The sequence below is a fragment of the Roseibium alexandrii DFL-11 genome (assembly GCF_000158095.2).
Taxonomy (GTDB): domain Bacteria; phylum Pseudomonadota; class Alphaproteobacteria; order Rhizobiales; family Stappiaceae; genus Roseibium; species Roseibium alexandrii.
In genome coordinates, this window is the sequence record NZ_CM011002.1 from 1,239,892 (window position 1) to 1,263,403 (window position 23,512).

Here is a 23,512-nt window from a genome sequence, read left to right on the forward strand (position 1 = left end):
CAGTCTTGTGGGCAATCACCCTGAATTCTGATTTCCCCGCTTGACTTTGAAGGCAAGACCGGAGAAACGGGTGCTCTCGCATGAGCCTTTCAGGTTCTTGCTCTGCGCCGGAGGGGTGGCAGAGTGGTCGATTGCAACGGTCTTGAAAACCGTCGAGCGTGCAAGCGTTCCGTGGGTTCGAATCCCACCCCCTCCGCCACTCTTTTCAATGACTATTGCGACAAGGTCGGACGACGAAGCCGATATCTGTCAATCGCTTGGGCCGATCATCTTTTCCGGGCGGACGAGCGCGTCGAATTCTGTTTCCGATACATAGCCGAGATTGAGCGCTTCTTCGCGCAAGGATGTGCCGTTCTTGTGGGCTGTCTTGGCGATTTCCGTGGCCTTGTCATAGCCAATCGCGGGAGCGAGCGCCGTTACCAGCATCAAGGAACGTTCCATCAGGCGGGTGATGTTGTCCTCATTTGCCTTAATGCCGGACACGCACCGGTCCGTGAAGCTGATGGATGCATCGGCCAGCAACTTGACCGACTGCAACATCGCATGGGCCATCACTGGCTTATAGACATTCAGCTCAAAGTGCCCCTGGCTTCCGGCAAACGAAATCGTTGACTGGTTGCCGTAAACCTGCGCGCACACCATGGTCATGGCCTCGCACTGGGTTGGATTGACCTTGCCCGGCATGATCGAGGATCCGGGTTCGTTTTCCGGCAACGACAGCTCCCCAAGCCCCGACCGCGGCCCAGACCCCAAGAACCGAATGTCATTGGCAATCTTGAACAGTGATACCGCGACCGTATTGAGCGCTCCATGGGCATAAACGCAGGCATCATGTGCTGCGAGCGCCTCGAACTTATTGGATGCCGTGTGAAACGGCAGGTCCGTGTTCGCGGCGACCTCGGCAGCGAATGCAGTGTCGAAGCCTTTTTTCGTGTTAAGGCCCGTCCCGACAGCCGTTCCTCCTTGCGCCAGCGCATAAAGCCCGTTGAGCCCTTCGGTGACACGCTCCATTCCAAGGGCAAGCTGAGCGGCGTAACCGCCGAACTCCTGGCCAAGTGTCAATGGCGTTGCATCCTGGGTGTGGGTCCGGCCGATTTTGACGATATGCGCCCACTCTTCGGATTTTTGCTCAAGAGCGGACTGCAAATGCGCCAGCGCCGGCAGCAGCTTTTCTTTTATTTCCGTGGCTGCAGAAATGTGCATGGCGGTTGGAAAGGTGTCGTTTGAAGACTGGCTCATGTTGCAGTGATCATTGGGGTGCACTGGTGTTTTGGAGCCGACAACACCGCCAAGGAGCTCAATTGCGCGGTTTGCAATCACCTCATTTGCATTCATGTTGGTCTGGGTGCCCGAACCGGTCTGCCAGACTACAAGAGGGAAATGATCGTCCAGCTTTCCGGCGGCAACTTCTGATGCGGCCCGTTCAATCGCGTCCGCCAATTTCGGGTCAAGCTTTCCTTGAGCCGCATTCACACGAGCTGCCGCCTGCTTGATGACACCGAGTGCATGGATGAGAGGACGCGGCATCGTCTCGCCACCGATCGGAAAATTGATCAAGGAGCGGGCCGTTTGCGCGCCGTAGTATTTGTCTGCGGGTATCTCCAGTGCCCCAAAAGAGTCTGTTTCGGTCCGGACGTTCTGAGACATGATTACCTCGTTTATCGCTACTATATGTCGGGTTTAAATTGGTCGTGCCGGTCAACAGTTTCCAGAGACCGGGCAAAAAATGGTTCAGGGGTGTACGTCGGACGACGTTCCACCTAAGTCCATTTTATCCCGGTAACCTTTGGCCCAAACGCAAAGAAGTTTTCGGATTTTTGAATTTTGATGACAACCACTGACACCCGTTCCGCATATTGAAAGGTTGGTCTTCGGGGGGTAGTGCTGGAGGCACGCAAATCCCGAACTTCAACCGAAGGACCTGAACATGGAAAGCTTTGCTGGTGACTTGAGGGAAATGGCTCGAACGCCTCTTCACCAAAGCCATGTCCAGGCGATCCGGGATCTGGGAACGGAAGTCCGCTTTGATGCGGGGACAATGATCGCCGAAGTTGGCGACCCGATGGATCGGTTCCTCTATATTCTGGAAGGGAGTGTCGAGATAATCGACACCTACACGCGGGAGGCTTACCTGCCATCCTCACTTGGACCGGATCAGTTCATCGGAGAAATTTCGTTTTTGAGTGGCGGGGCTTACACGCTACCGTTGCGCGCCAAGGAAGACACGGTATTAATCTCTGTCTCCCGGAAAGACATGCTTGCGGCCATGTCACGAATACCCGAGATGTCCGACATAATCATATCGGTTTTCGCCGCGCGCCGGCGCCGCCAGGTTGAAGAGCACGACACGTCGCTGAAGCTTGTTGGTGCGGATATTGACCGCGATGTCAGGCGGGTTGCGGAATTTGCTGCGCGGAACAAGATCGCGTTTCAAATGATTGATCTTGGGTCCGAAGACGCTGAAGAAATCGCGCAGAGCTGCAAGCTCAGCGGCCGTCAGCCAGCCGTTGTTTTCGGGAAAAACAAAGTAGTTGATCAACCCACACCCGCCAAAGTGGCGAAACTATTGGGCCTTGCACAGCATTTTGAATGTCATGAGACCGTTGATGTTCTCATCGTTGGCGGAGGGCCTGCCGGTGTTGCTGCTGCCGTTTATGCCGGAGCCGAAGGTCTTTCTGCCGTACTTGTTGAGGATTTGGCCATTGGTGGCCAAGCCGGGACATCCAGCAGGATCGAGAATTACATGGGCTTTCCGACCGGGATCTCCGGGTCAGATCTCGTTTGGCGGGGCGAAGTGCAAGCGCTCAAGTTCGGCACACGGTTTTTGCGCCCCCGGCGGGCCGAGAAGCTGGAACGGCGGGCCGATGGGACATTCTGTGTCACGTTGGACAATGGAAAGGAAATCTGTGCCAAGGCCGTTGTTGTCGCATCCGGTGTCCAGTATCGCCGATTGCCGCTCAACAGGCTGGAAGAGTTTGAAGGTACGGGAGTTTATTATGCCGCAACGGACATGGAGGCCCGCTATTGTCGCGGCGCTGATGTGATAGTGGTGGGCGGCGGAAACTCCGCCGGACAAGCTGCGATGTATCTGTCCAGGGCGGCGTGCCACGTCCACATGTTGATCAGGGGCGAGAGTTTGGCGGAGTCCATGTCGGACTATCTTCTTTCACGGCTCGAAGCTGACCCGTCTGTAACAATTCACTACAAGTCCCAGATCAAGGCGCTGGAAGGAGGCGCCGCGCTGGAGAAAGTCGTGATCGACCGGAACGGCGCGGCTTGGAACCTGGATTGTCCCGCTGCATTCATCATGGTGGGTGCAGCACCCAACACAGACTGGCTATCAAAAACCTGCGACCTGGATGAACGCGGCTTCGTGCTCACAGGCGATAAAGTTGGCGAACAATCACAATATACAACATCGTGTCCCGGTCTGTTTGCCGTTGGCGATGTTCGAGCTGGTTCGGTGAAACGGGTTGCTTCGGCCGTTGGTGAAGGATCTGTTGTGATTTCCCACGTATGGCAACATGTGCAAGGTAATTGAAGCGTAGGCCTTTTTTGGAAAGCTCTTGGAATGCCAAGACGACATTCGAAACTGTTCAAGATAACGTCCGGGCGGGTGCTCGCCGGGTTTGTGCTGCTGTCCGCGATCGTTGCAGTGTTGTCGGAACCCGTCATTGAGACGTATTTTCAAAAACAGGCCGGCCTGCAGGGACAAGCAACCCTGAAACTGACTGTCGAAGGGTTGAAAGGCGCGTTGCAGCGCTATGAACCCCTGCCCTCGCTGATTGCCGAGCGCCCGAGCCTGGTTGCTCTCCTGAAGTCGCCCACAGACCCTGAACTTTTAAAGCGGGTCAACGAAGACCTCCGGCTCTCTGCGTATCGTCTGAAAGCATCAGATGTTTATGTAATGGATGTGTCCGGCATGACGCTCGCTGCCAGCAGTTATCAAAAAGAGCTGTCCTTTGTGGGGCGGAGCTTTGCTTACCGGCCCTATTTTACTCAGGCACTCGAGGGGGGAACCGGCCGTTTCTTTGCGCTTGGAACGACCTCCGGGGAACGCGGGTATTTCTTCGCTGCCCCAATTGAGGACAATGAGCGTGTCATCGGCGTTGTCGCAGTCAAGTTCACCGTTGATGGGTTTGAACAGGCTTGGCGCAATGCAGATCATCAGATCATTGTGTCTGACCTCCGCGGTGTTGTCTTCATGGCCAGCCGGCCGGATTGGCACTTCCGCACCCTGCGTCCGCTGACAAGAACCGAGATCGCTGAAATTCAGGCGAACCGGCAATACCCGGCAGATGGGCTTCTTCCCCTGGTCAATACGGTTGAACCTCTCACCGAAGATCTCAATCTCATCACGATTGAAGATGAACCAAGTGGGTATCGCTATATCAGCAGCTCGGAATACATTTCCGATGCCGGGTGGAACGTCCGTATCCTGGTTTCCGCTACTAGAGCAAGAACGCAAGCCTTTGCGGCAGTTTTGATCCTTGTCCTCGGGATCATGCTGATTGGATTGGCCGTCGCTTTTTATATTCAGCGTCGCGCGCAGCTTCTTGAACGGCTATTGACCCAGCAGGCCGCACAGGAACAGCTGGAAGTTCGGGTTGAGGAGCGAACCGCGGATCTCAATCGGACGAATGCTCAGCTTTTGGATGAAGTTGCCGAACGCAAGGCAGCTGAAACCCGATTGCGGAAAACCCAGACTGAGCTGGTGCAAGCGGGCAAATTGGCAGCCCTTGGTCAGATGTCCGCAGCGCTCAGCCATGAGTTCAACCAACCCCTTGCCGCCGTGAAGTCTTATGCGGAAAATGCTCTGAAGCTTCTGGAAAGACAAAGAACATCCGAGACCCTGGAAAACATCAGCCGCATCTCTGAAATGACAGATCGCATGGCGTCAATTTCCAAGCATTTGCGGAATTTTGCGCGCCGGCCGATGGAAAAGGTTCGCCCTGTCGCTCTGGTTCAGATCGTCAATGATGCGATTGGGATCCTTCAACCCAGGCTCCGAGGGAGCGGCGCCAAACTCAATTTCTCTAAGCCCGATGAAGAGATCTGGGTTATGGGCGGACATATCCGCTTGCAACAGGTTGTGGTCAATCTTCTGACGAATGCGCTTGATGCTATGAAGGAACAGCAACCCGTCCAGATCGACATTGCACTTCAAACAGATGCCGACACTTGTGTGCTGTCGGTCCGGGACTACGGCGCCGGCGTCTCGGAAGATGAGATGAGCCAGGTTTTCGACCCCTTTTTCACAACCAAGCAGCCGGGCGAAGGCATGGGGTTAGGCCTTTCAATCTCATACAACATCGTCAAGGATTTCGGGGGTGCGCTTCGGGTTTCCAATCATGATGAGGGCGGCGCCATATTTGCGATTGAACTTGTTCTGGCCGGAGAGACAGCCAATGAGAACCTGGAAGCCCGCGCGCAGGAAACAGCCGCAGAATGAGCACTCAAAAAATTCTCTTTGTCGATGACGAAGAACATCTGCGTTTCACTGCCAAACAAAGCCTTGAGCTCGAAGGGCTTGAGGTTGAGTGCTTCCCCAACGCTGACCAGGTGCTGCAGCATGTAACGCGCGACTTTCGCGGTATTCTCGTGACCGACATTCGTTTGCCGGGAACCGATGGACTGACCTTGATGCGCAAGGCTTTGGAAATTGACCCGAGTTTTCCGGTTATTCTGGTGACCGGCCACGGAGATGTCGAACTCGCCGTCAGTTCAATGCGTGACGGAGCCTATGATTTCATTGAAAAGCCGTTCCCGCCGAGCCGCCTGGTCGAGACCGTGCGCCGTGCGCTGGACAAGCGCCGTTTGACCGTTGAAGTCCGTTCGCTTCGCCGGGAGGTTGGTGCACGGGATGCTGTCGAAGGGGTTTTGCACGGACGCAGCGCGGTTATGCGAGCCTTGAGGGATCAGGTAAGCGCTGTAGCGGCTGCCGATGTGGACTTGCTGATTATGGGCGATACCGGTGTTGGCAAGGAAGTCGCCAGCCGGGCAATCCACGAGGCCAGTTTACGCGCATCCATGCCGTTTGTTCACATCAATTGCGGTGCCCTTCCCGCAAATCTGGTTGAAAGCGAGCTTTTCGGCCATGAGGCAGGGGCCTTTCAGGGGGCAATGCGGGCTCGAACCGGCCGCTTTGAGGCAGCCCGCGGTGGAACGGTTCTTCTCGATGAGATCGACAGCCTGTCACTCCCGCTACAGACTAAACTCCTGCACGCCATTCAAAACCGTGTGGTCACACGGCTCGGGTCAAATGAACCGGTGGAACTGGATGTCCGGTTCATCGCAGCCACTAAAAAGGATCTTGTTGCGGAAGCGGCTGCCGAGCGGTTCCGGTCCGATCTCCTTTACCGGCTGAATGTTGTGACTGTTACCGTGCCGCCTCTCAGTGCCCGCCGGGAAGATATCCCGCTCCTGTTTTCCAAACTGGTCTCAGACGCGGCAACCCGCTTCAAGCGGGAGCTTCCAGAAATACCGGATAGTGTTTTGGCAAAAGTCGTCAGTCAGGACTGGCCGGGAAATGTCCGCGAGCTGCGCAACGCGGCCGACCGGTTTGTTCTGGGGCTCGCCTCTGGCGATGATCATAGCGGCGTTGAACACCAAGACCTCGGTCTTGCAGATCACATGGCCCAACATGAACGGGCTTTGATTGCGGCAACGCTTGCGGCCCATGGTGGCAGCATCAAGGAGACTTATGAGGCGCTCAAGATTTCGAGAAAGGCGCTTTATGAGAAGATGCAGAAGCACGATCTCTCCCGGAAGGCCTATTCTGAAGAAATCTGAATTCTGAACTGAACCGATGACGTGTCACCTATTCGGGACACGTCTTGACCGCTTTGTCACCGTCTCCACCCAAATAACCCTTCCCCAACGACAATCATCATTTATTTGGGGCGCGTAAGCTTGCCTTTTCCTACGTTCGCACTTGATTACAGAGCGGCACGCTTTGGGAGGAGCGCCGGTCCAATTCATTCTGGTCAGCAGGAATCCGCAAAAACTCCGTGCCCGTTCCGCTCGGAACAATAATCTTTGGAGGAACTCATGAAATTCACCATGATCACTGGCGCGGTTGCAATCGCAGCTATGACCGCGACGTCCGCTTTTGCCCAGGATGAGGATCGCACCGGCTGGCCTGAAAGCTTTACCGTCGGCACCGCGTCTCAGGGCGGCACCTACTTCGCCTACGGTTCTGGCTGGGCAAACCTGGTTGCAGAAGAGCTCGGCATTTCCGGCGGCGGTGAAGTCACCGGCGGCCCGATGCAGAACATGGCTCTGGTTCACACCGGTGACGCACAGTTCGGCATGACCACCATGGGTCCGGCTGCAGAATCTCTTGCTGGCACCAATCCGATCGCACCGGGCCTGCAGATGACCAACGCCTGCGCCATGTTCCCGATGTATCAGACCCCGTTCTCAATCACGGCTCTGTCCTCTTCAGGCATTTCATCGATTGCCGATATTCCGGATGGTGCAAAAATCGGTTTCGGTCCGGCAGGTTCCACCTCCGACACCTACTTCCCGCGTATGATGGAAGAGCTTGGCGTGAACTTTGATCGCCGCAATGGTGGCTGGTCCGACCTTGGTGGGCAGTTGCAGGACGGCCTCCTCGACGTGATCGCATTCGCAGCAGGCGTTCCGGTTCCGGCTGTCAGCCAGCTCGAAGTGCAGACCGACATCAACATCATCGAGTTCACGGAAGAAGAGCAGGCCAAGATCCTGGAAGCCTTCCCGGTTTCTGAGTTCGCAATTGCAGGCGATACCTACAGTACGTTGCAGGGAGATGCCCGCTCTGTTTCCATGTGGAACTTCGCGGTTGCCAACTGCGACCTGCCGGCGTCCTTCGTCAAGGCAGCAGTCAACGTCGTCATGTCCGACAACGACCGTATGGTGAACATCCATAAGGCCGCTCGCTCCACGTTGCCGGAGAACTGGACAAAGAACACAGTTCTGAAATGGCACCCGGGTGCAGCCGAGTGGTTCACGGAAAATGCTGGTGCCGATATTCCGGCCGACATGATCCACGGCAACTAAGACCGTCTTTACAAAAAACCAAAGGAGGGCCGCGGGACTTGCGCGGCCCTTACTTCAACGACAAGATAAACTCTGGCTGACGCAGCTGGAGGCGCGGGGGACCATGACCGACAAGACAACACCAGCCGAAGACGACGATCATCTGATCGCGCAAGGCGTCGATGAGGAACCGGTTGAGGTAAACCGGCGGCTGTATGAGGGAAAATCCCTCATGTTCATCACGTCCTTCGCAGCGCTTTATGCCGCCTTCCACATGGCAGCCTTGAACGGTCTCTCGATTTCCGAATGGACCGGCATCGTAATCCCATTCCTGCCCACGTTCCCGATGGAAACCTGGAACTTCCGGATTGTCCACGTAGCCGGAGCGCTCGCGCTCGGGTTCCTTTTGTTTGCCGGCCGGATTGATTTTCCTGAAAAGGGTCAGGAAACGCCAATTCTTGGCTATGCCGCCTATGCCTTGATGATCCCTGCCCTGTTTTCGCTTGGCATGGCCTTCTCCTTCGCCGCTGAAATATCCAGCGGCAAAATGTGGAACGGCATCGATGAAGGGATCAGGTTCAGCGAGACCTACCTCTTCGGCTTGCCGCTGATCGTAGCAACGGCCGGCTCCATCATCCTCTCCTGGTTCCATCAAAGGGAACGATCAGGGCTCGCGGCTCCGGATGTCGTGCTCGCTGTGTGCGGTGCGGCTGTCGCGGCCTATCTGATCACGATCTATGGCACATTGATGCGGAATTCGACCGGCACGCCGTTCGCGCCGATCGGCATCTCGATTGCCGCTGTTGCCGGCACTGCACTAATCATGGAATTGACACGGCGCGTCGCCGGCATGGCACTTGTGGTGATTGCGGCAATCTTCCTATGCTACGTGTTCATTGGCGACAAACTGCCGGGCTTCCTGAATTCACCGCCAATTACCTGGCAGCGGTTCTTCAGTCAGGTTTATACCGACGCCGGTATTCTGGGCCCGACGACCGCCGTCTCGTCGACCTACATCATTCTCTTCATTATCTTCGCGGCCTTCCTGCAGGCTTCGAAAGTGGGCGACTACTTCGTCAACTTCGCCTTCGCAGCAGCAGGGCGCGCCCGTGGCGGTCCGGCGAAGGTGGCGATCTTTGCGTCCGGCCTGATGGGCATGATCAATGGAACGTCCGCCGGTAACGTGGTTTCCACCGGTTCGCTGACCATTCCGCTGATGAAGAAGGTTGGCTATCACCGCAAGACCGCAGGCGCTGTTGAAGCGGCCGCCTCGACCGGTGGTCAGATCATGCCGCCAATTATGGGTGCCGGCGCGTTCATCATGGCGGAAATCACGGGTATTCCTTACACGGAAATCACCATTGCCGCTCTGATCCCGGCCGTCCTTTACTTCGTTTCGGTCTACTTCATGGTCGATTTCGAAGCTGCAAAGCTCGGCATGCGCGGCATGAAATCTGAAGAGCTGCCGAAATTCTCCCAGATGGTGCGTCAGGTCTACCTGTTCTTGCCGATCATTATCCTGATTTACGCGCTTTTCATGGGGTACTCCGTCATCAGGGCTGGCGCTCTGGCAACAATGTCTGCAGCCGTTGTCTCCTGGCTCACGCCCTATCGCATGGGTCCCAGGTCCATCTTCAGGGCCTTTGAGATCGCCGGAACAATGTCGGTTCAGATCATCGCCGTGTGTGCATGTGCAGGTATTATTGTTGGCGTAATCTCGCTGACGGGTGTTGGTGCAAGGTTCTCGTCGCTGCTGCTCAGCCTTGCCGACACCAGCCAACTTCTGGCGTTGTTCTTCGCGATGTGTATTTCGATCCTGCTCGGTATGGGCATGCCGACAACAGCCGCTTATGCAGTGGCCGCTTCAGTGGTGGCACCGGGGCTTGTTCAACTCGGAATTCCGCTCCTGACCGCGCACTTCTTCGTGTTCTACTTTGCGGTCCTCTCCGCAATCACACCGCCCGTCGCCCTCGCGAGTTACGCGGCAGCCGGGATATCGGGGGCAAACCCCATGGAAACGTCGGTCGCCTCGTTCAAGATCGGTATCGCAGCCTTCATTGTGCCGTTCATGTTCTTCTACAATTCCGCATTGTTGATGGATGGCTCGGTGCTCGATATCGGCCGCGCGGCACTAACCGCAGTGGTCGGTGTGTTCCTGTTGTCGTCTGCTGTTCAAGGCTGGTTCCTTGGCGCGGTAGCAGCCTGGTTCCTGAGGATCGGATTGATTGCAGCAGCGCTGTTGATGATCGAAGGCGGTCTTATATCCGACCTGATCGGTGTCGGGATTGCAGCAGCCGTCTTCGCAGTACAGCGGATCTTTCATCCAAAACCGGATGCAGCGATCCCGGTTCGCGGAGCGGATTGACGGATGAGCCGGTAAGCCAAAATCGGAACGCACCAATCCAATACAAAAGCCCGGCCAAATTGGCCGGGCTTGTTTAGTTTGGGCGCGCCCTAGCTGGCGGAACAACCATCGGTTAGAGTTGCAGGCCGCAGACACCAAACCACTTACGAATAGGGTCATTCATGCGTTCCAGAGCCACTGTTTATTCAAGTGTTTTTGTCCTTGTCTCCTTTGCGTTGGCGGCGCCTGCACTGGCGCATACCGGCCACGGATATGGCGGCGGGTTCATCAGCGGATTTGCGCATCCAATCCTTGGTTGGGATCACGTTGCTGCCATGGTCGCTGTCGGGTTGTGGGGCGCCTTCCTTGGGGCGCCGTCGATCTGGATCCTGCCGATCGTCTTTCCCCTCGTGATGGCGTTCGGGGCGGTGCTTGGCATTCTCGGCGTCCCGATCCCTGCCGTTGAAGCCGGGATTGCCCTTTCAGCTGTCGTTTTGGGCCTAATGATCGCGCTGGCAGTTCGAGCGCCGATCTGGGTCTCTGCCGTCCTCGTCGGCCTGTTTGCGATTTTCCATGGGTATGCCCACGGAACAGAGCTGCCCGTCTCCGCCAATGTCTTTGCCTACGCGATCGGGTTCGTCCTTGCAACCGGCATGCTGCACATGATCGGGATCGCATTCGGCATTCTCGTCAAATGGCCGGCTGGCCGGATCGCTGTTCGGGGTGCCGGCGGTGTCATATCCCTGGCCGGCGTAGCCTTTCTGGTTGGTGCCGTCTGAGCATGCGGGCAGCCGGAATTGGTTTTTGGATCCTCATCGTTCAAACCGGGGCGGCGCAAGCCCATAGTCCGGTTCCAGGGATTGAAGGCTTTTATGTCGGCCTGCTGCATCCATTCTCATCGCCCGCACAGATCCTTTTGATCCTCGGTGCCGGGCTTTTGATCGGCGGGTTTCCAAGGGACAAGGTGCGCTGGTTGCTGGCAGCCTTTCTCGCCTTTTCCTTCGCCGGTTTTTTCTGGTCCGGCGGCGATGTATCAGACACACTTGCCTACACCGTCGCCATCGCCACCAGCGCCCTGGCAGCTGCTTCCGCCCAATCGGCTTTTTCCTGGCGCTGTTGTATGTGTTGCGATCGCGGGGCTTCTACTCGGGGCAATGTCTGTGCCCAATGGCGGGCTGTGGTGGGACCGTTTCGTGACGATGAGCGGTTCCTTGGCGGGGCTCAATATCTTGATGCTTTATCTGTCCGGACTTGTCGTTGTACTCAACGAGCGGATTAAGTGGGCCATGTTGCCGGTCGCGTTCCGGATTGGAACGGCCTGGATTGCGGCCGTTTCATCCATGATGCTCGCGATAAACTTTGCACCAGCCCCCTCCATTGCGGCGTTCTAAGGAAGACGCATGACCTCACAGGCCTCTGCCGAAAAGATTCAAGAAGGCGAACAATCTGAAGTCTCGCTCCTTTGGCGGTTTTTCCGCGAACCTCTATTGCATTTCCTGCTTCTGGCAGCTGGTCTCTTTGTTGCGCAAGGCATGATTGGCGGAGACGAGCGGGAGGTGATCGTTGTTGATGCGGAAGCCCAAAGGTACCTGTTTTCCCGGGAAGAAGACCTCCGCCTTCGGTCATTGACCGATGACGACAAACAGAGCATCGTCGATGCCTTTGTTGAGGAGGAAATCCTCGTTCGCGAGGCAAAAGCCCGCGGATTTACGGACAGCTCCCGGGTCCGGGCATTGCTTGTTCAAAACATGCGCTTCCTTATCGGCAGCGACATACCCGAACCGGCCGAAGATGAGCTGCGCGCCCATTTTGAAGCCAATCTGGACGCCTTTACCAGTCCGCCGAGCTTCGATTTCAACCATGTCATGTTCTCAGATCCTGATACGGTGCCAGACGGTATTCTGGACGCGCTCAATCAGGCAGAAGATCCTTCCGCCCTTGGCGGCTTGGATACTCAGCTCGGATACCGTTTGCGTTTTCTCGATCAACGGCGGCTTGTGGGCCTCTTTGGCGTCGAATCTGCCAAGGACTTGCTTGCAGTAACCGAAGTCGACCGGGACTGGCGCGGCCCCTATGTATCTCCAGCTGGATCCATCCATTTTCTTCGTGTGATCAATCGGAATCGGCCGCGCACCCCAACTTATGAACTTGCCAAGGACTGGATCTCGACCCATTGGCTCTCGGCCAAATCCAACGAGCTTTTGGATGCAGCAATTGATGACATGCGGCAAAACTATCTTGTTGTGGTCGAGCCGGTCGAGGGCGGGCGGAATGACTAAGGCCTTCCCGGTTGCCGCGTTCGTGTGGATGGCCTTGGCGGTTTGGTTTTGGCCTGCGCCGGCATCAGCACATTCGCTGGGTGTCGATAAGGCCGAGCTGATAGAAACAGCTCCAGGTGCGTATGAGCTTCTCTCCAAGGTTCCGCCGCGCCTTGCCAGCGCAATTACCACACCTGTCTTGCCGGGCCAGTGCACCTTTGAAGGATCACCGCGCGGAGAACGTGGGGCGTACCATGTACTCTTCCGCTTCACCTGCGAAACAAGTTTGACGTCTGACGACCAGCTCGTCCTCCCATGGAAACGCGATGGTGCCTTGCTAACCGTGCGCTGGTTCGAGCAAGAGCCACTCACCAGGCTCGCCACACGTCAGGGCGACGCAATTGTTGTTGATCTTGAAGAATATCTTGCCGGGTCCGGATCCATCGTGAAGGCAGCCACCCGGTACACGAAACTCGGCTTTGAACACATTCTCGAAGGACTGGACCACCTTCTGTTTGTGTTTGCACTGATGATTGTCGTGCGCAACGGTTGGCGTTTGGTCAAAACCATCACCGCCTTCACAATCGCGCACAGCATCACATTGGCGCTTGCAACACTCGGCTATGTCAACCTGCCGTCCGCGCCCGTCGAAGCCACGATTGCCCTGTCGATCGTTTTTCTTTGTGTCGAGATTGTCCATGCCGCACGTGGCCAGATCAGTTTAACCTACCGGTATCCATGGATCGTTGCCTTTGCCTTCGGCCTGTTGCACGGCCTTGGGTTTGCCGGTGCGCTCTCGGAAATCGGCCTGCCGCCAAATGAGATCCCGATCGCCCTCTTGTTCTTCAACATTGGCGTTGAACTCGGGCAACTGGCCTTTGTGTCCGTAATCTTGATAGCGTTGAACCTGCTGGCGGCTCTGCGCTTCAGATTTCCACGATGGGCGGAGCTTGTTCCGACCTATGTGATCGGAACGCTCGCGATGTACTGGACCTTGGAACGAACAGCGGCGATTGCCGGTCTTTGACCGACCACTCCTGAAATCACATCAGCATCCGCGCAAGATTTGGCTGATCGGAAAAGAAAAGCGCATTCAAATCGTCGATCGCCATGGGGCCACCGAAGAGATACCCCTGCCCCAGTTCACAGCCAAGTGCGGTCAGCATATCGCGCTGTTCGATCGTCTCAATTCCTTCGATGAGCGCCGTAGACTCAAGCGTCTTTACCATGGTCAGCGCCATCGCAATAAGGCCATGGCCCGCGTCTCCGTCCCGCAAGATCTTCGTCAGGGACGTGTCGATTTTCACTTCATCCCATTTGTATTGAAGGATTCCGGACAATGCGGACGCCGGAGTGCCAAAGTTGTCCAAAGACAGGGTGACGCCGAGTGCTCGCAGATCCTCAAGGCAACCATGCACACGGTCGAACGTGTTAAGGAGCCGGCCAGCCGCGACCTCTACCTTCAGCCGCTCGGCGGACAAACCTGTGCTGTTCAAGCAGTCCTCGATCATCGGGGCAACATCCCCATGGAGCATGTGCGGGACAGAGAGATTGACCGCCAGATCCACGTCTCCGGGCAGAAGCTGGACCTGGGCACAGGCGGTTTCGATGATTTTGCGCTCCAATGGGATGATCAAGCCATTCTGCTCGGCGATCGGAATTACCTCTGCAGGTGCAATCCAGCCGAGGTGGGGATGATACCAGCGAGCCAAGGCCTCAATCCCAACGATTTGCCCGGTCTTAATATTAAACTGGGGTTGAAAATGCGGCAGGCAATCTTCCTGTTCGAGTGCCTGAAGCAATGCGCGAGAAATGCCGGATTGCCGCTCCGCAACCGCTCGCATGGGCGGCTTGTATGTCCCGACATGCCTGCGGCCCGTCCTTATTTCCTCCGAAACAGCCAACAAGGCGTTTTGCAGCCCCGCACCCGGGTCCCGTTCTTCCTGGTCGATATAGGCGATCCCCGCGATACTGTTTACGGGATAAATACCGGAGCGAATTGCAACCGGCCTGTGAATATGATCGCGCAGGCGATTGGTGACCTCCAAGGCCGTTGTTTCACTCTCCTGATCCATCTTCATGGCAACGAAGAAACCGCTGCTACTTGCCCGTCCAAGACATGCTGTCTCGGTCCCAAGATTGATCTGGTGTTGGATCCGTTCGGCAATGGCCGCGAGAATGGCATTGTGATCAGTTTCACTTGCAGATCCTGATCCGGTCCAGGGCATAACCAGATCAAGGTAAAGGACGACCAAATCCTGATCGTCGCGACGCTTGGACTGCATTTCCTCTATTTTCTCGATCAAGACCTTTTGTGTCATCAGCCCCGTGGCCGGGTCGTGCCTCATCTCTGCGGTTGCACGGGCAAGATTGAACCCATCACGTTTTCTTTCGTTGGCGAAGTGCCGCAATCGCCGGAATAGCAAGAAAATCCAGGCACTCAGACTTGCAATCAATCCAGCGCCAAGAAGTGATTGAATACGGGCTTGGCGATTAAGGGCCGCATTGCTTTCCTGTGCAATTGACGACATCCGGTTTTCGGCCAAATGCCGAATCTGGTTCAACGACGTGCCGATCTGGTGGACTTTTGCCAGCGCCTGTTCAATCGAACTTCTTTTTTCCAGATTGGAGATCAGTGGCTCAATTGACCCAGCCATTTCCTTGGCGTCTGCAAGCCTACGCGTTATGAGGGTCGCTTGCGGGCCAAATTCCAGTAGAGGATTCACGTGCCAGGAATTCAGGGCGTTTTGAAAGCGGACGAAAGCTCTTGCGACCCGGGCTTGATACTCGAAATCGGAGTTGTAAAGCGCACTCGTCAAAAGGCTTTCCAGCCGATGCGTGTTGAGCAGGCTGGAAGACGTAATGAGGGCATGTAGAGCGTCGTCTTTTACCTTCGCATCCTGCCGTTTCTGAAGCATCACGACTGCGCTGAACGACAGAGCAAACGTAATCGCGATCACGACCAAAGGAAGTATGTAACGGCTATAGCCAGGCCGGTACGTCATGCTAACTGTTCCACAAAACTCAATTATATTCAGGCAGAACCACGCTGGTACGCGGCCGGGAGACAGAGCCTCACCGTCCCGGGTGCAGTCCTGGTGGAAGCCAGACAGCGAATTTCCAAGCGTCGTTTGGGAGACAATGAGCGCAGACAGTTAACTGCACTTGAATCCATTATATGGCATTTTCTTCACCAAGGATATTATCCCTGACAAAACGCGGTACTACTAATGGCATGTTAAACCGATCATAGAAAATATGCCCGCGCCTTCCGGAGACGTTGATGCCGCATTCTCAAAACCGCCTGCCCGGTTGGATGATGTCCAACATGTCCACGTTTGCTGCAATTGTTGCAATCAGCGCGTTTGGTGCCTCGCTGACCCCATCTTTGATGCCACGCGACCCCTTGGTGCAAAGCCTCTTGTCAGGAATTGTCGCAAGCTTGGGTTATGAAGCGGCCCTTCTTGTCCGGGCGACGTGGCGCTACATGGAAATTCCGGGGCTCAAGGGGCGCTTGCGAACAGCTTGGGTTATCGGTGGCTTGGTGGCTTGTGCCGGTATTCTTGTGTATTCACTTTCACGAGCGGCAAACTGGCAAAATGCAACCCGCGAGGCTGTTGGACTGGAGCCGCTGGAAAGTGCCGCCCCGTTTTTCATTCTCGGGGTATCCCTCGGCGTGTTTCTGGTTCTTTGGCTGGTCTTCCGGGCGCTTGGGATCGCCCGCCGCCGGGTTGAGCGGATATTAGACCGTTTGGTGCCGCGTCGCGTCGGCATCGTGGTCTCAATTGCAGCTGTTGGGTGGCTCTTCTGGGCGTTGGTCGATGGCGCATTGATACGCAACGCGTTCAAAGCGGCCGACGCGTCCTTCATGGCCGCAGACCTTCTCATGGAACCGGATATTGAACAGCCACCCGATCCGCAAAAGACAGGGAGTTCAGCATCCCTCATCCGCTGGAAGGAAATGGGGCGGCACGGCCGGGCATTTGTTGCTACGGCCCCCTCATCAGATGAAATCGGAGAATTCTTTGACGGTGCCGTCCGAAATCCAATCCGGATCTATGTGGGCCGATTGTCAGCCGAAACGGCGGAAGAACGCGCTGAAATCGCGTTGCAAGAGCTTAAGCGCGTAGATGCCTTCTCGCGCTCAACACTGGTTGTCGCCGTCCCGGTTGGAAGTGGATGGATGGATCCGGGCGCTCATGACACGCTCGACTTCATGCTTGGCGGAGATGTGGCGACAGTCGCCGCGCAGTACTCGTATCTGACCAGTGTTTTGTCCCTGCTCGCCCATCCTGACTATGGCGTCGATCAAGCACGCGTTCTTTTTGAAAAAGTCTATGATCATTGGACAACGCTGCCGAAAGATAGCCGGCCAAAGTTTTATGTGCATGGCCTAAGCCAAGGGGCGTTCAATTCTCAAGCCACGATCCCTTTGTTCGACATGCTGGGAGACCCCATCCAGGGAGCGATGTGGGCCGGGTCGCCGTTTTTCTCAAAATTCTGGTCAGAAGTTCGCGATCATCGAAACCCGGACAGCCCCGCCTGGCGGCCCACCTATGGCAACGGGTCTCTGATCCGGGTCTTGGACCAGTATGGGGGACTTGAAGGAGAATTTACGCCTTGGGGTCCTATCCGCATGGTGTTTCTCAACTACGGCAGCGATCCGATTGTAAACTTCACCTACGACAGCTCAATCTTTGAACCGGGCTGGCTGTCACCTCCACGCGCTCCGGATGTTACACCTCAACTCAGGTGGTTTCCCGTCGTCACCATGCTGCAGCTCGCACTTGATTCCGCGTTTTCACTCAATGTCTCGGGCTTTGGTCATTATTATATTGCCCGCGACTACATCGACGCTTGGGCCGCAGCCGTTGATCCCGAAGGATGGACCAATGACCGTGCAAACCGCCTCAAGGAAATCTTCGTCAAACGCGGTGCGTCGTTCTAGCTTTGCAAGGACAGTTGCCTCAGATCTTTTGACCCAGCAGCCGGTCCAACCCACGTTTAACATCCTCCCGGATCGGATCGGCCGCTTCCAGAATGGCCTTAACTTCGAAGAAATCCATCGTTTGGAAATGACCGATGGCCGGTTCCAGGAGAAGATCGGGCTGGGCGCAGCCCAACTTCGCTGCAACGAGGGAGTGAAGCGTGATTGAAAACGAGCCGATCCAGGTTTCCATGCCGCTTGGCAGACCATCGATCGCCGAAAAATCTGCCCCTGTCACATCAACGGCCACCACCGGATAGTCTGTGTCTTCGAACACGTCAAAAGGTGTCGGGTTAACGAAGCCGCCATCAATCAGGACACGCCCATCGATCTGGACCGGTGTCAGCAACATCGGCAGCGCTGATGAGGCTGCTATCGCGGGTAGGAGCGCACCTTCGGTCAGAACGGCTTGGGATTGGCGATGAAAGTCCGTTGCGACGACTTTCATCGGGATTTGCAAGTCTTCAAAGTTCTCCGCCAGCCCGTCCGGAAACAGCGTCTCGAACAAAACCAGCGGATCAATTATCGACGGACGCACCATATTCAGAAGAGATCCCCAGGTCCGGCCATCGGTTAAAAACAGCTTTTGGAGCAACTGACCCTTTTGGGTGAAGAGATCAATTGTAAAGCTCCGGATGTCTTTGCCGCTCATTCCGCTTGCATAGTAGCCGCCGAGGATGGAGCCCATGGATGTCCCTGCGATTGCCTCCGGTTTCACCCCGAGATCATCCAGCGCTTCAAGAACGGGAATATGCGCAAATGCCTTGGCTGCGCCGCCGCCGAGGGCCAGGTAAAAGCCGTCAGTGCGTTTTACCGGATTTGCCGCAGTGTTTTCCGGTGTGACCTGTGAAGACGCGGCATGACCGTTAGCGCCTGATGCCAGGATCGTGCTGCCGGTGACAACGGCTCCGGTCAAAAAGCTGCGGCGTTCCATGCTGGGTCCATTCCTTCTGTCGTGACGACACGCGCCCTGCAGGCTGTACATACAATAGTGCGAAGCGGCTCAAGTCTATCGGAGAGTTTGGCAAGACTGCCAGACCTCTCCGATCAAGAAAAAGGCCGGGGAACAGGTGATCGCCTGTCTCCGGCCTAATCCTTAGTTCGAGAGCCGGCAGCTCCGGCTCTCATGGTGCAGAATTACTGCGGCAGTTGGTCATCAACGCCCTGTACGTACCAGTTCATGCCGAGGATCGCGCCATCATCGAGACGCACACCATCTTCTGCTGCAACTGTGCCATCCTGCTTGGTGATCGGACCGGTGAATGGCTCCCAACCGCCAACAATCTTGGCTTCGGTTGCTTTGGCCATTTCAACGACATCTGCAGGCAGATTGGTGTATGGGGCCATGACAACGTGTTTCTCGGCAAGGCCCTCCCAAGAGGAATGGCTTTCCCACTTCCCGTCGAGGACATCCTGAACGCGGTGAATATAGTACGGCGCCCAATCATCAATGATGGCGGTGTACTGTGCGTCCGGGGCAAAGGCGACCATGTCGGATGCCTGGCCGAATCCGTAAACGCCGCGCTCCTGAGCAACCTGCAGCGGTGCGGTGGAATCGGTATGCTGCGTGATGATGTCAGCGCCCTGGTCGATCAGCGCCTTGGCGGCATCTGCTTCCTTGCCTGGGTCAAACCAGGTGTTCACCCAAACAACCTTCAATTGGAAGTCAGGATTGACGGATTGTGCGCCCAACATGAACGCATTGATGCCCGAGATGACTTCCGGGATCGGGAACGAGGCGATGTACCCCGCTACGCCGGTCTTGGACTGTTTGGCCGCGACCTGACCGATGATGTACCGGCCCTGGTGAAACTTGGAGTTATATGTCGCGACGTTGTCGGCGGTCTTGTAGCCGGTGGCATGCTCGAACTTCACATCCGGGAACTTCTTGGCAACCTTGATCGTCGGGTTCATGTAGCCGAAAGATGTTGTGAAGATGATGTTGCAGCCTTCACGCGCGAAACGCTCAATGGCGCGCTCTGCATCCGGGCCTTCCGCCACGCTTTCAAGAAATGCGGTTTCGACCTTGTCGCCGAAATGCTCTTCAACGGCCAAGCGGCCCTGGTCGTGCTGGTAGGTCCAACCGAAGTCACCGACCGGTCCGACGTAAACGAAACATGCCTTAACATCGGCCGCGTTTGCTGCGGTTCCTGCTACGAGGAACGCGGCGGCAGCCACGGTTGCTTTCAATAGAGATTTCATCAGTTTGGTCCCCTCTGTTTGATCTCTGTTTGTGTACGATCTTTTTGCTTTGATCCAGCCCTGATCGCTACAGGCTGGACCCGACCGGTAACGGGGAGGCGCTACCGGTCCGGAACAAACGGCTTGCCAAGGCATGCCGGTGTATTAACGAGCGTCAGTCTGCGGTTTGCGGAGATGAGCACAAGTACTCCAATGGTCGCAAGATACGGCAGGCTGGACAGGAATTGCGATGGAACCCCAAGGCCGATTGCCTGGGCATGCAAATTGAGCACACTGACCGCGCCGAACAGGTACGCTCCGATGATGACGCGGAACGGCAACCAGGATGCAAACACCACCAAAGCAAGCGCAATCCAGCCGCGGCCGGCCGTCATGTTTTCCACCCACTGCGGCGTATAGGCGAGCGACATATAGGCACCGGCCAAACCCGCACAGGCCCCGCCGAACAACACCGCCATGAACCGGATCTTCAAGACCGAATACCCCAGCGCATGCGCCGATCCGTGATTGTCACCAACGGAGCGCAAGATCAGGCCGGCCCGAGTTCGGAAGAGGAAGTAGGCTACCCCAATGACAAGTGCAAAGCCGATATAAACGATCGCATCCTGCTGGAAGAAGACTGGTCCAATGAACGGGATGTCGGACAGAATCGGGATGTAGAGTTCCGGGATCCGCAGACCTGGCACCCCGATATAAGCTTCCCCGATCATGCCGGAGAGCCCCAGACCGAGGATCGTCAGCGCAAGACCTGTCGCGACCTGATTGGCGACCAGGACCAGCACCAAAAAACCAAAGAGGGCAGACATGGCCATACCGGCCGCGATTGCTCCGATCACCCCGAGTGTTCCGGAACCGGTCTGGTTTGCGACTGCAAATCCAATAACGGCGCCCATGATCATCATGCCTTCGACGCCCAGATTAAGAACGCCGGAGCGCTCCACCACCAATTCGCCAATAGCCGCAATGAGAAGCGGTGTTGCCGCAGTAATGACTGTAAGTAGAACAGCCTCAAACATGAGAAACCTCCCCCGCCGGATTGGCAGCACGGCGGGAGACCATGCGGATGCGATAAAGAATGAGCGTGTCGCAGGCGAGTACGTAAAACAGAAGCAATCCCTGGATCACGCTAGCAATCTTGTTGGAGACGCCAAGACCTGACTGAACGCCCTCCCCACCGATGTATGACAAGGCAAGGACAAACCCGGCAATGATAATGCCGATCGGGTTCAGGCGCCCCAAGAAGGCCACGATGATCGCCGTGAAGCCATAGCCCGGAGAAATTGACGGCAGGAGTTGGTTCAAAGACCCTGACACAACCATGGTGCCTGCAAGGCCGGCCAACCCGCCTGCCAAGGCGAACGAGAAAATGGTCAACCCTTTTACGGAGAACCCGGCAAAACTGCCGGCGCGCGGGCTTTCGCCCATCACCCGGATTTCAAAGCCCTTGATGGTTTTTGCCAATACAAGTGCGAGAACCAACGCAACAATGATGGTGATGGGCGTCGCCAGGCTCATCATTCCGCCAAAGACTTCGGGCAAGGTCGCAGCGTCCGGAAATATACGCGATTCCGGGAAGTTGAAGCCGTCCGGGTCCCGCCACGGACCGCGAACGAGATAATCCAGCAGAAGTCCGGCCACATATACCAGCATCAGGCTTGTAAGGATTTCGTTGGTGTTGAACCGGGTCTTCAACAGGGCCGGTATCATCGCCCAGAGCGCCCCGCCGATCACACCGCAGATCAGCATCAGAGGCAAGGTCAGGCTGTTTTCAAAACTCGGGAACATCACCGGCAGGATGGAGCCGAACATTGCCCCGACCACGAATTGCCCTTCGGCCCCGATGTTCCAGTTGTTCGAGAGGTAACACACTGCCAGACCGCAACCGATCAGGATGAGCGGTGTTGCCTTTTCGATCGTTGCCTCCAGCGACCACTGCTCAGTCAAGGGCTCAATGAAAAACTTGTAGAGGCCAAGGGCCGGATTAACGCCGGAAATTGAAAAGATGATCGCGGCCGACAGAGCTGTCAGGCCGACGGCAATCAGAGGCGACATCAGCGACATCAGTTCGCTGTGTTCCTTGCGTTTGACGAGTTCGATCCGCATCAGGCGACCTCCCCTTGTGTCTCGGCTCCGCCTGCCATGAGAAGTCCAACCCGTTCGCGGGTCACATCCGCGGCCGGCTCGGGTTCAGACAGGTAGCCTCTGGAGATCACTGCGATCTTGTCGGCGATTTCAAAGATTTCATCGAGATCCTGGCTGATCACCAGAACTGCAGAGCCGCTTCGGGCGAGATCAATGATTGCCTGACGGATCAGCGCGGCCGCTCCCGCATCGACGCCCCATGTTGGTTGATTAATGATCAGGACGCCCGGTTGCCGGTCGAGCTCGCGCCCAACCACGAATTTCTGCAGATTTCCGCCCGACAGCGACCGAGCTTCCGGATCATCATGCGACATGCGGACATCAAAGGCCTGTTTGATCCGTTGCTCCATTTGCCCGGCATTGGCCGTTGACACCATCCCACCATTGACCAGCTTGTCACCCGTGCTGTGCCGCGTGAGGACAATGTTCTGGGAGAGCTTCATGCCCGGAACGGCGCCATGACCGAGCCGCTCTTCGGGAACGAAGGCGGCGTTTTTCTTCCGGCGCCAATTGATGCTCTTGGAGCCGCAGGGCGCTCCATCCAGCAGGATCATGTCGGGGGCAACGCGCATCTCTCCGGAAATAGCGTCGAACAATTCCCCTTGCCCATTTCCGGCAACGCCTGCAATTGCCACAACTTCTCCCGCACGGAGTTCCAGTGATACGTTGTTCAACGCCGTTGCAAACGGTGTGGCGGCCGGTGCGGACAACTTGTTCAGTCCAAGCCGAATCTCCCCGATAGCCGGCTTTTGCGCCGCTGCATTTACAGCGATTACTTCAGCGCCCACCATCATGCTGGCGAGCGTTGCGGGTGTTTCCTTCGTGGGGTCACATTCATTGACAACCTGACCGTGGCGCAAGATTGTCGCGTGATGGCAGATCCTTTGAACTTCTTCGAGACGGTGGCTGATGTAAAGAACGGCGCAGCCCTCAGATGCCAACCGTTGCAGCGTGAGAAAAAGTTGATCCGCCTCCTGCGGTGTCAGGACAGACGTTGGCTCATCCATGATGATCAGACGAGGTTCCTGAAGGAGACAGCGGACGATTTCGATCCTCTGACGGATGCCGACCGGTAAATCGGCAACAATGTCACTGGGGTTGAGCGGAAGACCATACTCACGGGAGACTGTTTCAATCCGTGAGGCCAAGTCCTTCATGTTTCCGGGGTTTGGCAGTGCGAGCGCAATGTTCTCGACCACGTTCAGCGCCTCAAACAACGAAAAGTGCTGGAAAACCATCCCAATGCCGAGTTCACGGGCAGCGGCAGGATTGTCTATCGCAACCTTTTGGCCATCCCACCAGATCTCGCCCCCATCCGGCTCGAGCGACCCGTAGAACATCTTGACGAGCGTGGATTTTCCTGCGCCGTTTTCACCAAGAAGAGCGTGAATTTCACCCTTGTTGATCGTCAGATCGACGGCGTCGTTGGCTAGGATATCACCGAAACGCTTGGTCAGCCCTTGCGCGTCCAGCAATTTGTCCTTGTCAGATCTCGCGAACGGGGCAGCTGCCGTGTCCACTTCTGAATGGTTTTCTGTACCCACACTGTCCCCCGGTTGG

The 23,512-nt window shown here is 56.3% G+C and carries 17 protein-coding genes, 1 tRNA gene and 1 pseudogene; 12 read left to right on the forward strand and 7 right to left on the reverse strand.

Features of this window, described 5'->3' with window-relative positions:
- Window positions 1–109: 109 nt before the first annotated feature.
- Window positions 110–199: transfer RNA gene (locus SADFL11_RS05785), tRNA-Ser, on the forward strand.
- A 50-nt stretch (window positions 200–249) separates the two neighbouring features.
- Here the strand turns inward: SADFL11_RS05785 and fumC are convergent.
- Entirely contained in the window at window positions 250–1,647 is a 1,398-nt protein-coding gene (gene fumC / locus SADFL11_RS05790; protein WP_008191559.1) for a class II fumarate hydratase, read from the reverse strand.
- A gap of 280 nt (window positions 1,648–1,927) precedes the next feature.
- Here fumC and SADFL11_RS05795 point away from each other — a divergent pair, with 280 nt between their 5' ends.
- The 10 genes and pseudogenes from SADFL11_RS05795 (at window position 1,928) to SADFL11_RS05835 (ending at window position 13,648) form a co-directional block, all read left to right on the forward strand.
- The gene (locus SADFL11_RS05795; protein ID WP_008188591.1) at window positions 1,928–3,541 is read left to right on the forward strand and encodes an FAD-dependent oxidoreductase; all 1,614 of its coding nucleotides are present in this window, start codon (window positions 1,928–1,930) and stop codon (window positions 3,539–3,541) included.
- A gap of 30 nt (window positions 3,542–3,571) precedes the next feature.
- A complete protein-coding gene (locus SADFL11_RS05800; RefSeq protein ID WP_050775940.1) occupies window positions 3,572–5,452 on the forward strand; it encodes an ATP-binding protein in 1,881 nt (626 codons plus the stop codon).
- A complete protein-coding gene (locus tag SADFL11_RS05805) occupies window positions 5,449–6,792 on the forward strand; it encodes a sigma-54-dependent transcriptional regulator (RefSeq protein WP_008195764.1) in 1,344 nt (447 codons plus the stop codon). The genes SADFL11_RS05800 and SADFL11_RS05805 overlap by 4 nt, the downstream gene beginning before the upstream one ends.
- Window positions 6,793–7,050: 258 nt before the next feature.
- Window positions 7,051–8,040 (forward strand): TAXI family TRAP transporter solute-binding subunit, encoded by a 990-nt coding sequence (locus SADFL11_RS05810; RefSeq protein ID WP_008197158.1) that lies wholly within the window; start codon window positions 7,051–7,053, stop codon window positions 8,038–8,040.
- Window positions 8,041–8,143: 103 nt separating this feature from the next.
- The gene (locus tag SADFL11_RS05815) at window positions 8,144–10,384 is read left to right on the forward strand and encodes a TRAP transporter permease (protein WP_008196847.1); all 2,241 of its coding nucleotides are present in this window, start codon (window positions 8,144–8,146) and stop codon (window positions 10,382–10,384) included.
- Between the two features lie 161 nt (window positions 10,385–10,545).
- On the forward strand, window positions 10,546–11,142 hold the full coding sequence (locus SADFL11_RS05820) for a HupE/UreJ family protein (protein ID WP_008189335.1): 597 nt from the start codon (window positions 10,546–10,548) through the stop codon (window positions 11,140–11,142).
- Window positions 11,143–11,144: 2 nt separating this feature from the next.
- Window positions 11,145–11,387 (forward strand): annotated as a pseudogene (locus tag SADFL11_RS25825) (HupE/UreJ family protein); the annotation flags it as partial.
- A gap of 130 nt (window positions 11,388–11,517) precedes the next feature.
- The gene (locus tag SADFL11_RS25545; RefSeq protein WP_228198247.1) at window positions 11,518–11,754 is read left to right on the forward strand and encodes a hypothetical protein; all 237 of its coding nucleotides are present in this window, start codon (window positions 11,518–11,520) and stop codon (window positions 11,752–11,754) included.
- Between the two features lie 9 nt (window positions 11,755–11,763).
- Window positions 11,764–12,642 (forward strand): peptidylprolyl isomerase, encoded by an 879-nt coding sequence (locus SADFL11_RS05830; protein WP_008189867.1) that lies wholly within the window; start codon window positions 11,764–11,766, stop codon window positions 12,640–12,642.
- The gene (locus SADFL11_RS05835) at window positions 12,635–13,648 is read left to right on the forward strand and encodes a HupE/UreJ family protein (RefSeq protein ID WP_040450446.1); all 1,014 of its coding nucleotides are present in this window, start codon (window positions 12,635–12,637) and stop codon (window positions 13,646–13,648) included. The genes SADFL11_RS05830 and SADFL11_RS05835 overlap by 8 nt, the downstream gene beginning before the upstream one ends.
- 16 nt (window positions 13,649–13,664) lie before the next feature.
- Here the strand turns inward: SADFL11_RS05835 and SADFL11_RS05840 are convergent, their stop codons facing one another.
- On the reverse strand, window positions 13,665–15,626 hold the full coding sequence (locus tag SADFL11_RS05840; RefSeq protein ID WP_040450444.1) for a GGDEF domain-containing phosphodiesterase: 1,962 nt from the start codon (window positions 15,624–15,626) through the stop codon (window positions 13,665–13,667).
- A gap of 278 nt (window positions 15,627–15,904) precedes the next feature.
- On the opposite strand from SADFL11_RS05840, the gene SADFL11_RS05845 reads away from it, so the two are divergent.
- Entirely contained in the window at window positions 15,905–17,569 is a 1,665-nt protein-coding gene (locus SADFL11_RS05845; RefSeq protein ID WP_008195322.1) for an alpha/beta hydrolase, read from the forward strand.
- A gap of 19 nt (window positions 17,570–17,588) precedes the next feature.
- On the opposite strand, the gene SADFL11_RS05850 is transcribed toward SADFL11_RS05845, so the two are convergent.
- From SADFL11_RS05850 to SADFL11_RS05870, 5 genes are all read right to left on the reverse strand, one after another.
- The gene (locus tag SADFL11_RS05850; RefSeq protein ID WP_008189628.1) at window positions 17,589–18,542 is read right to left on the reverse strand and encodes a patatin-like phospholipase family protein; all 954 of its coding nucleotides are present in this window, start codon (window positions 18,540–18,542) and stop codon (window positions 17,589–17,591) included.
- Window positions 18,543–18,745: 203 nt separating this feature from the next.
- Entirely contained in the window at window positions 18,746–19,810 is a 1,065-nt protein-coding gene (locus tag SADFL11_RS05855; RefSeq protein WP_008194845.1) for a BMP family ABC transporter substrate-binding protein, read from the reverse strand.
- A 101-nt stretch (window positions 19,811–19,911) separates the two neighbouring features.
- Window positions 19,912–20,826 (reverse strand): ABC transporter permease, encoded by a 915-nt coding sequence (locus tag SADFL11_RS05860; RefSeq protein WP_008190621.1) that lies wholly within the window; start codon window positions 20,824–20,826, stop codon window positions 19,912–19,914.
- The gene (locus tag SADFL11_RS05865; RefSeq protein WP_008190147.1) at window positions 20,819–21,913 is read right to left on the reverse strand and encodes an ABC transporter permease; all 1,095 of its coding nucleotides are present in this window, start codon (window positions 21,911–21,913) and stop codon (window positions 20,819–20,821) included. Before SADFL11_RS05865 ends, SADFL11_RS05860 begins: the two co-directional genes overlap by 8 nt.
- On the reverse strand, window positions 21,913–23,472 hold the full coding sequence (locus SADFL11_RS05870; RefSeq protein ID WP_008192072.1) for an ABC transporter ATP-binding protein: 1,560 nt from the start codon (window positions 23,470–23,472) through the stop codon (window positions 21,913–21,915). Before SADFL11_RS05870 ends, SADFL11_RS05865 begins: the two co-directional genes overlap by 1 nt.
- Window positions 23,473–23,512: the final 40 nt, after the last annotated feature.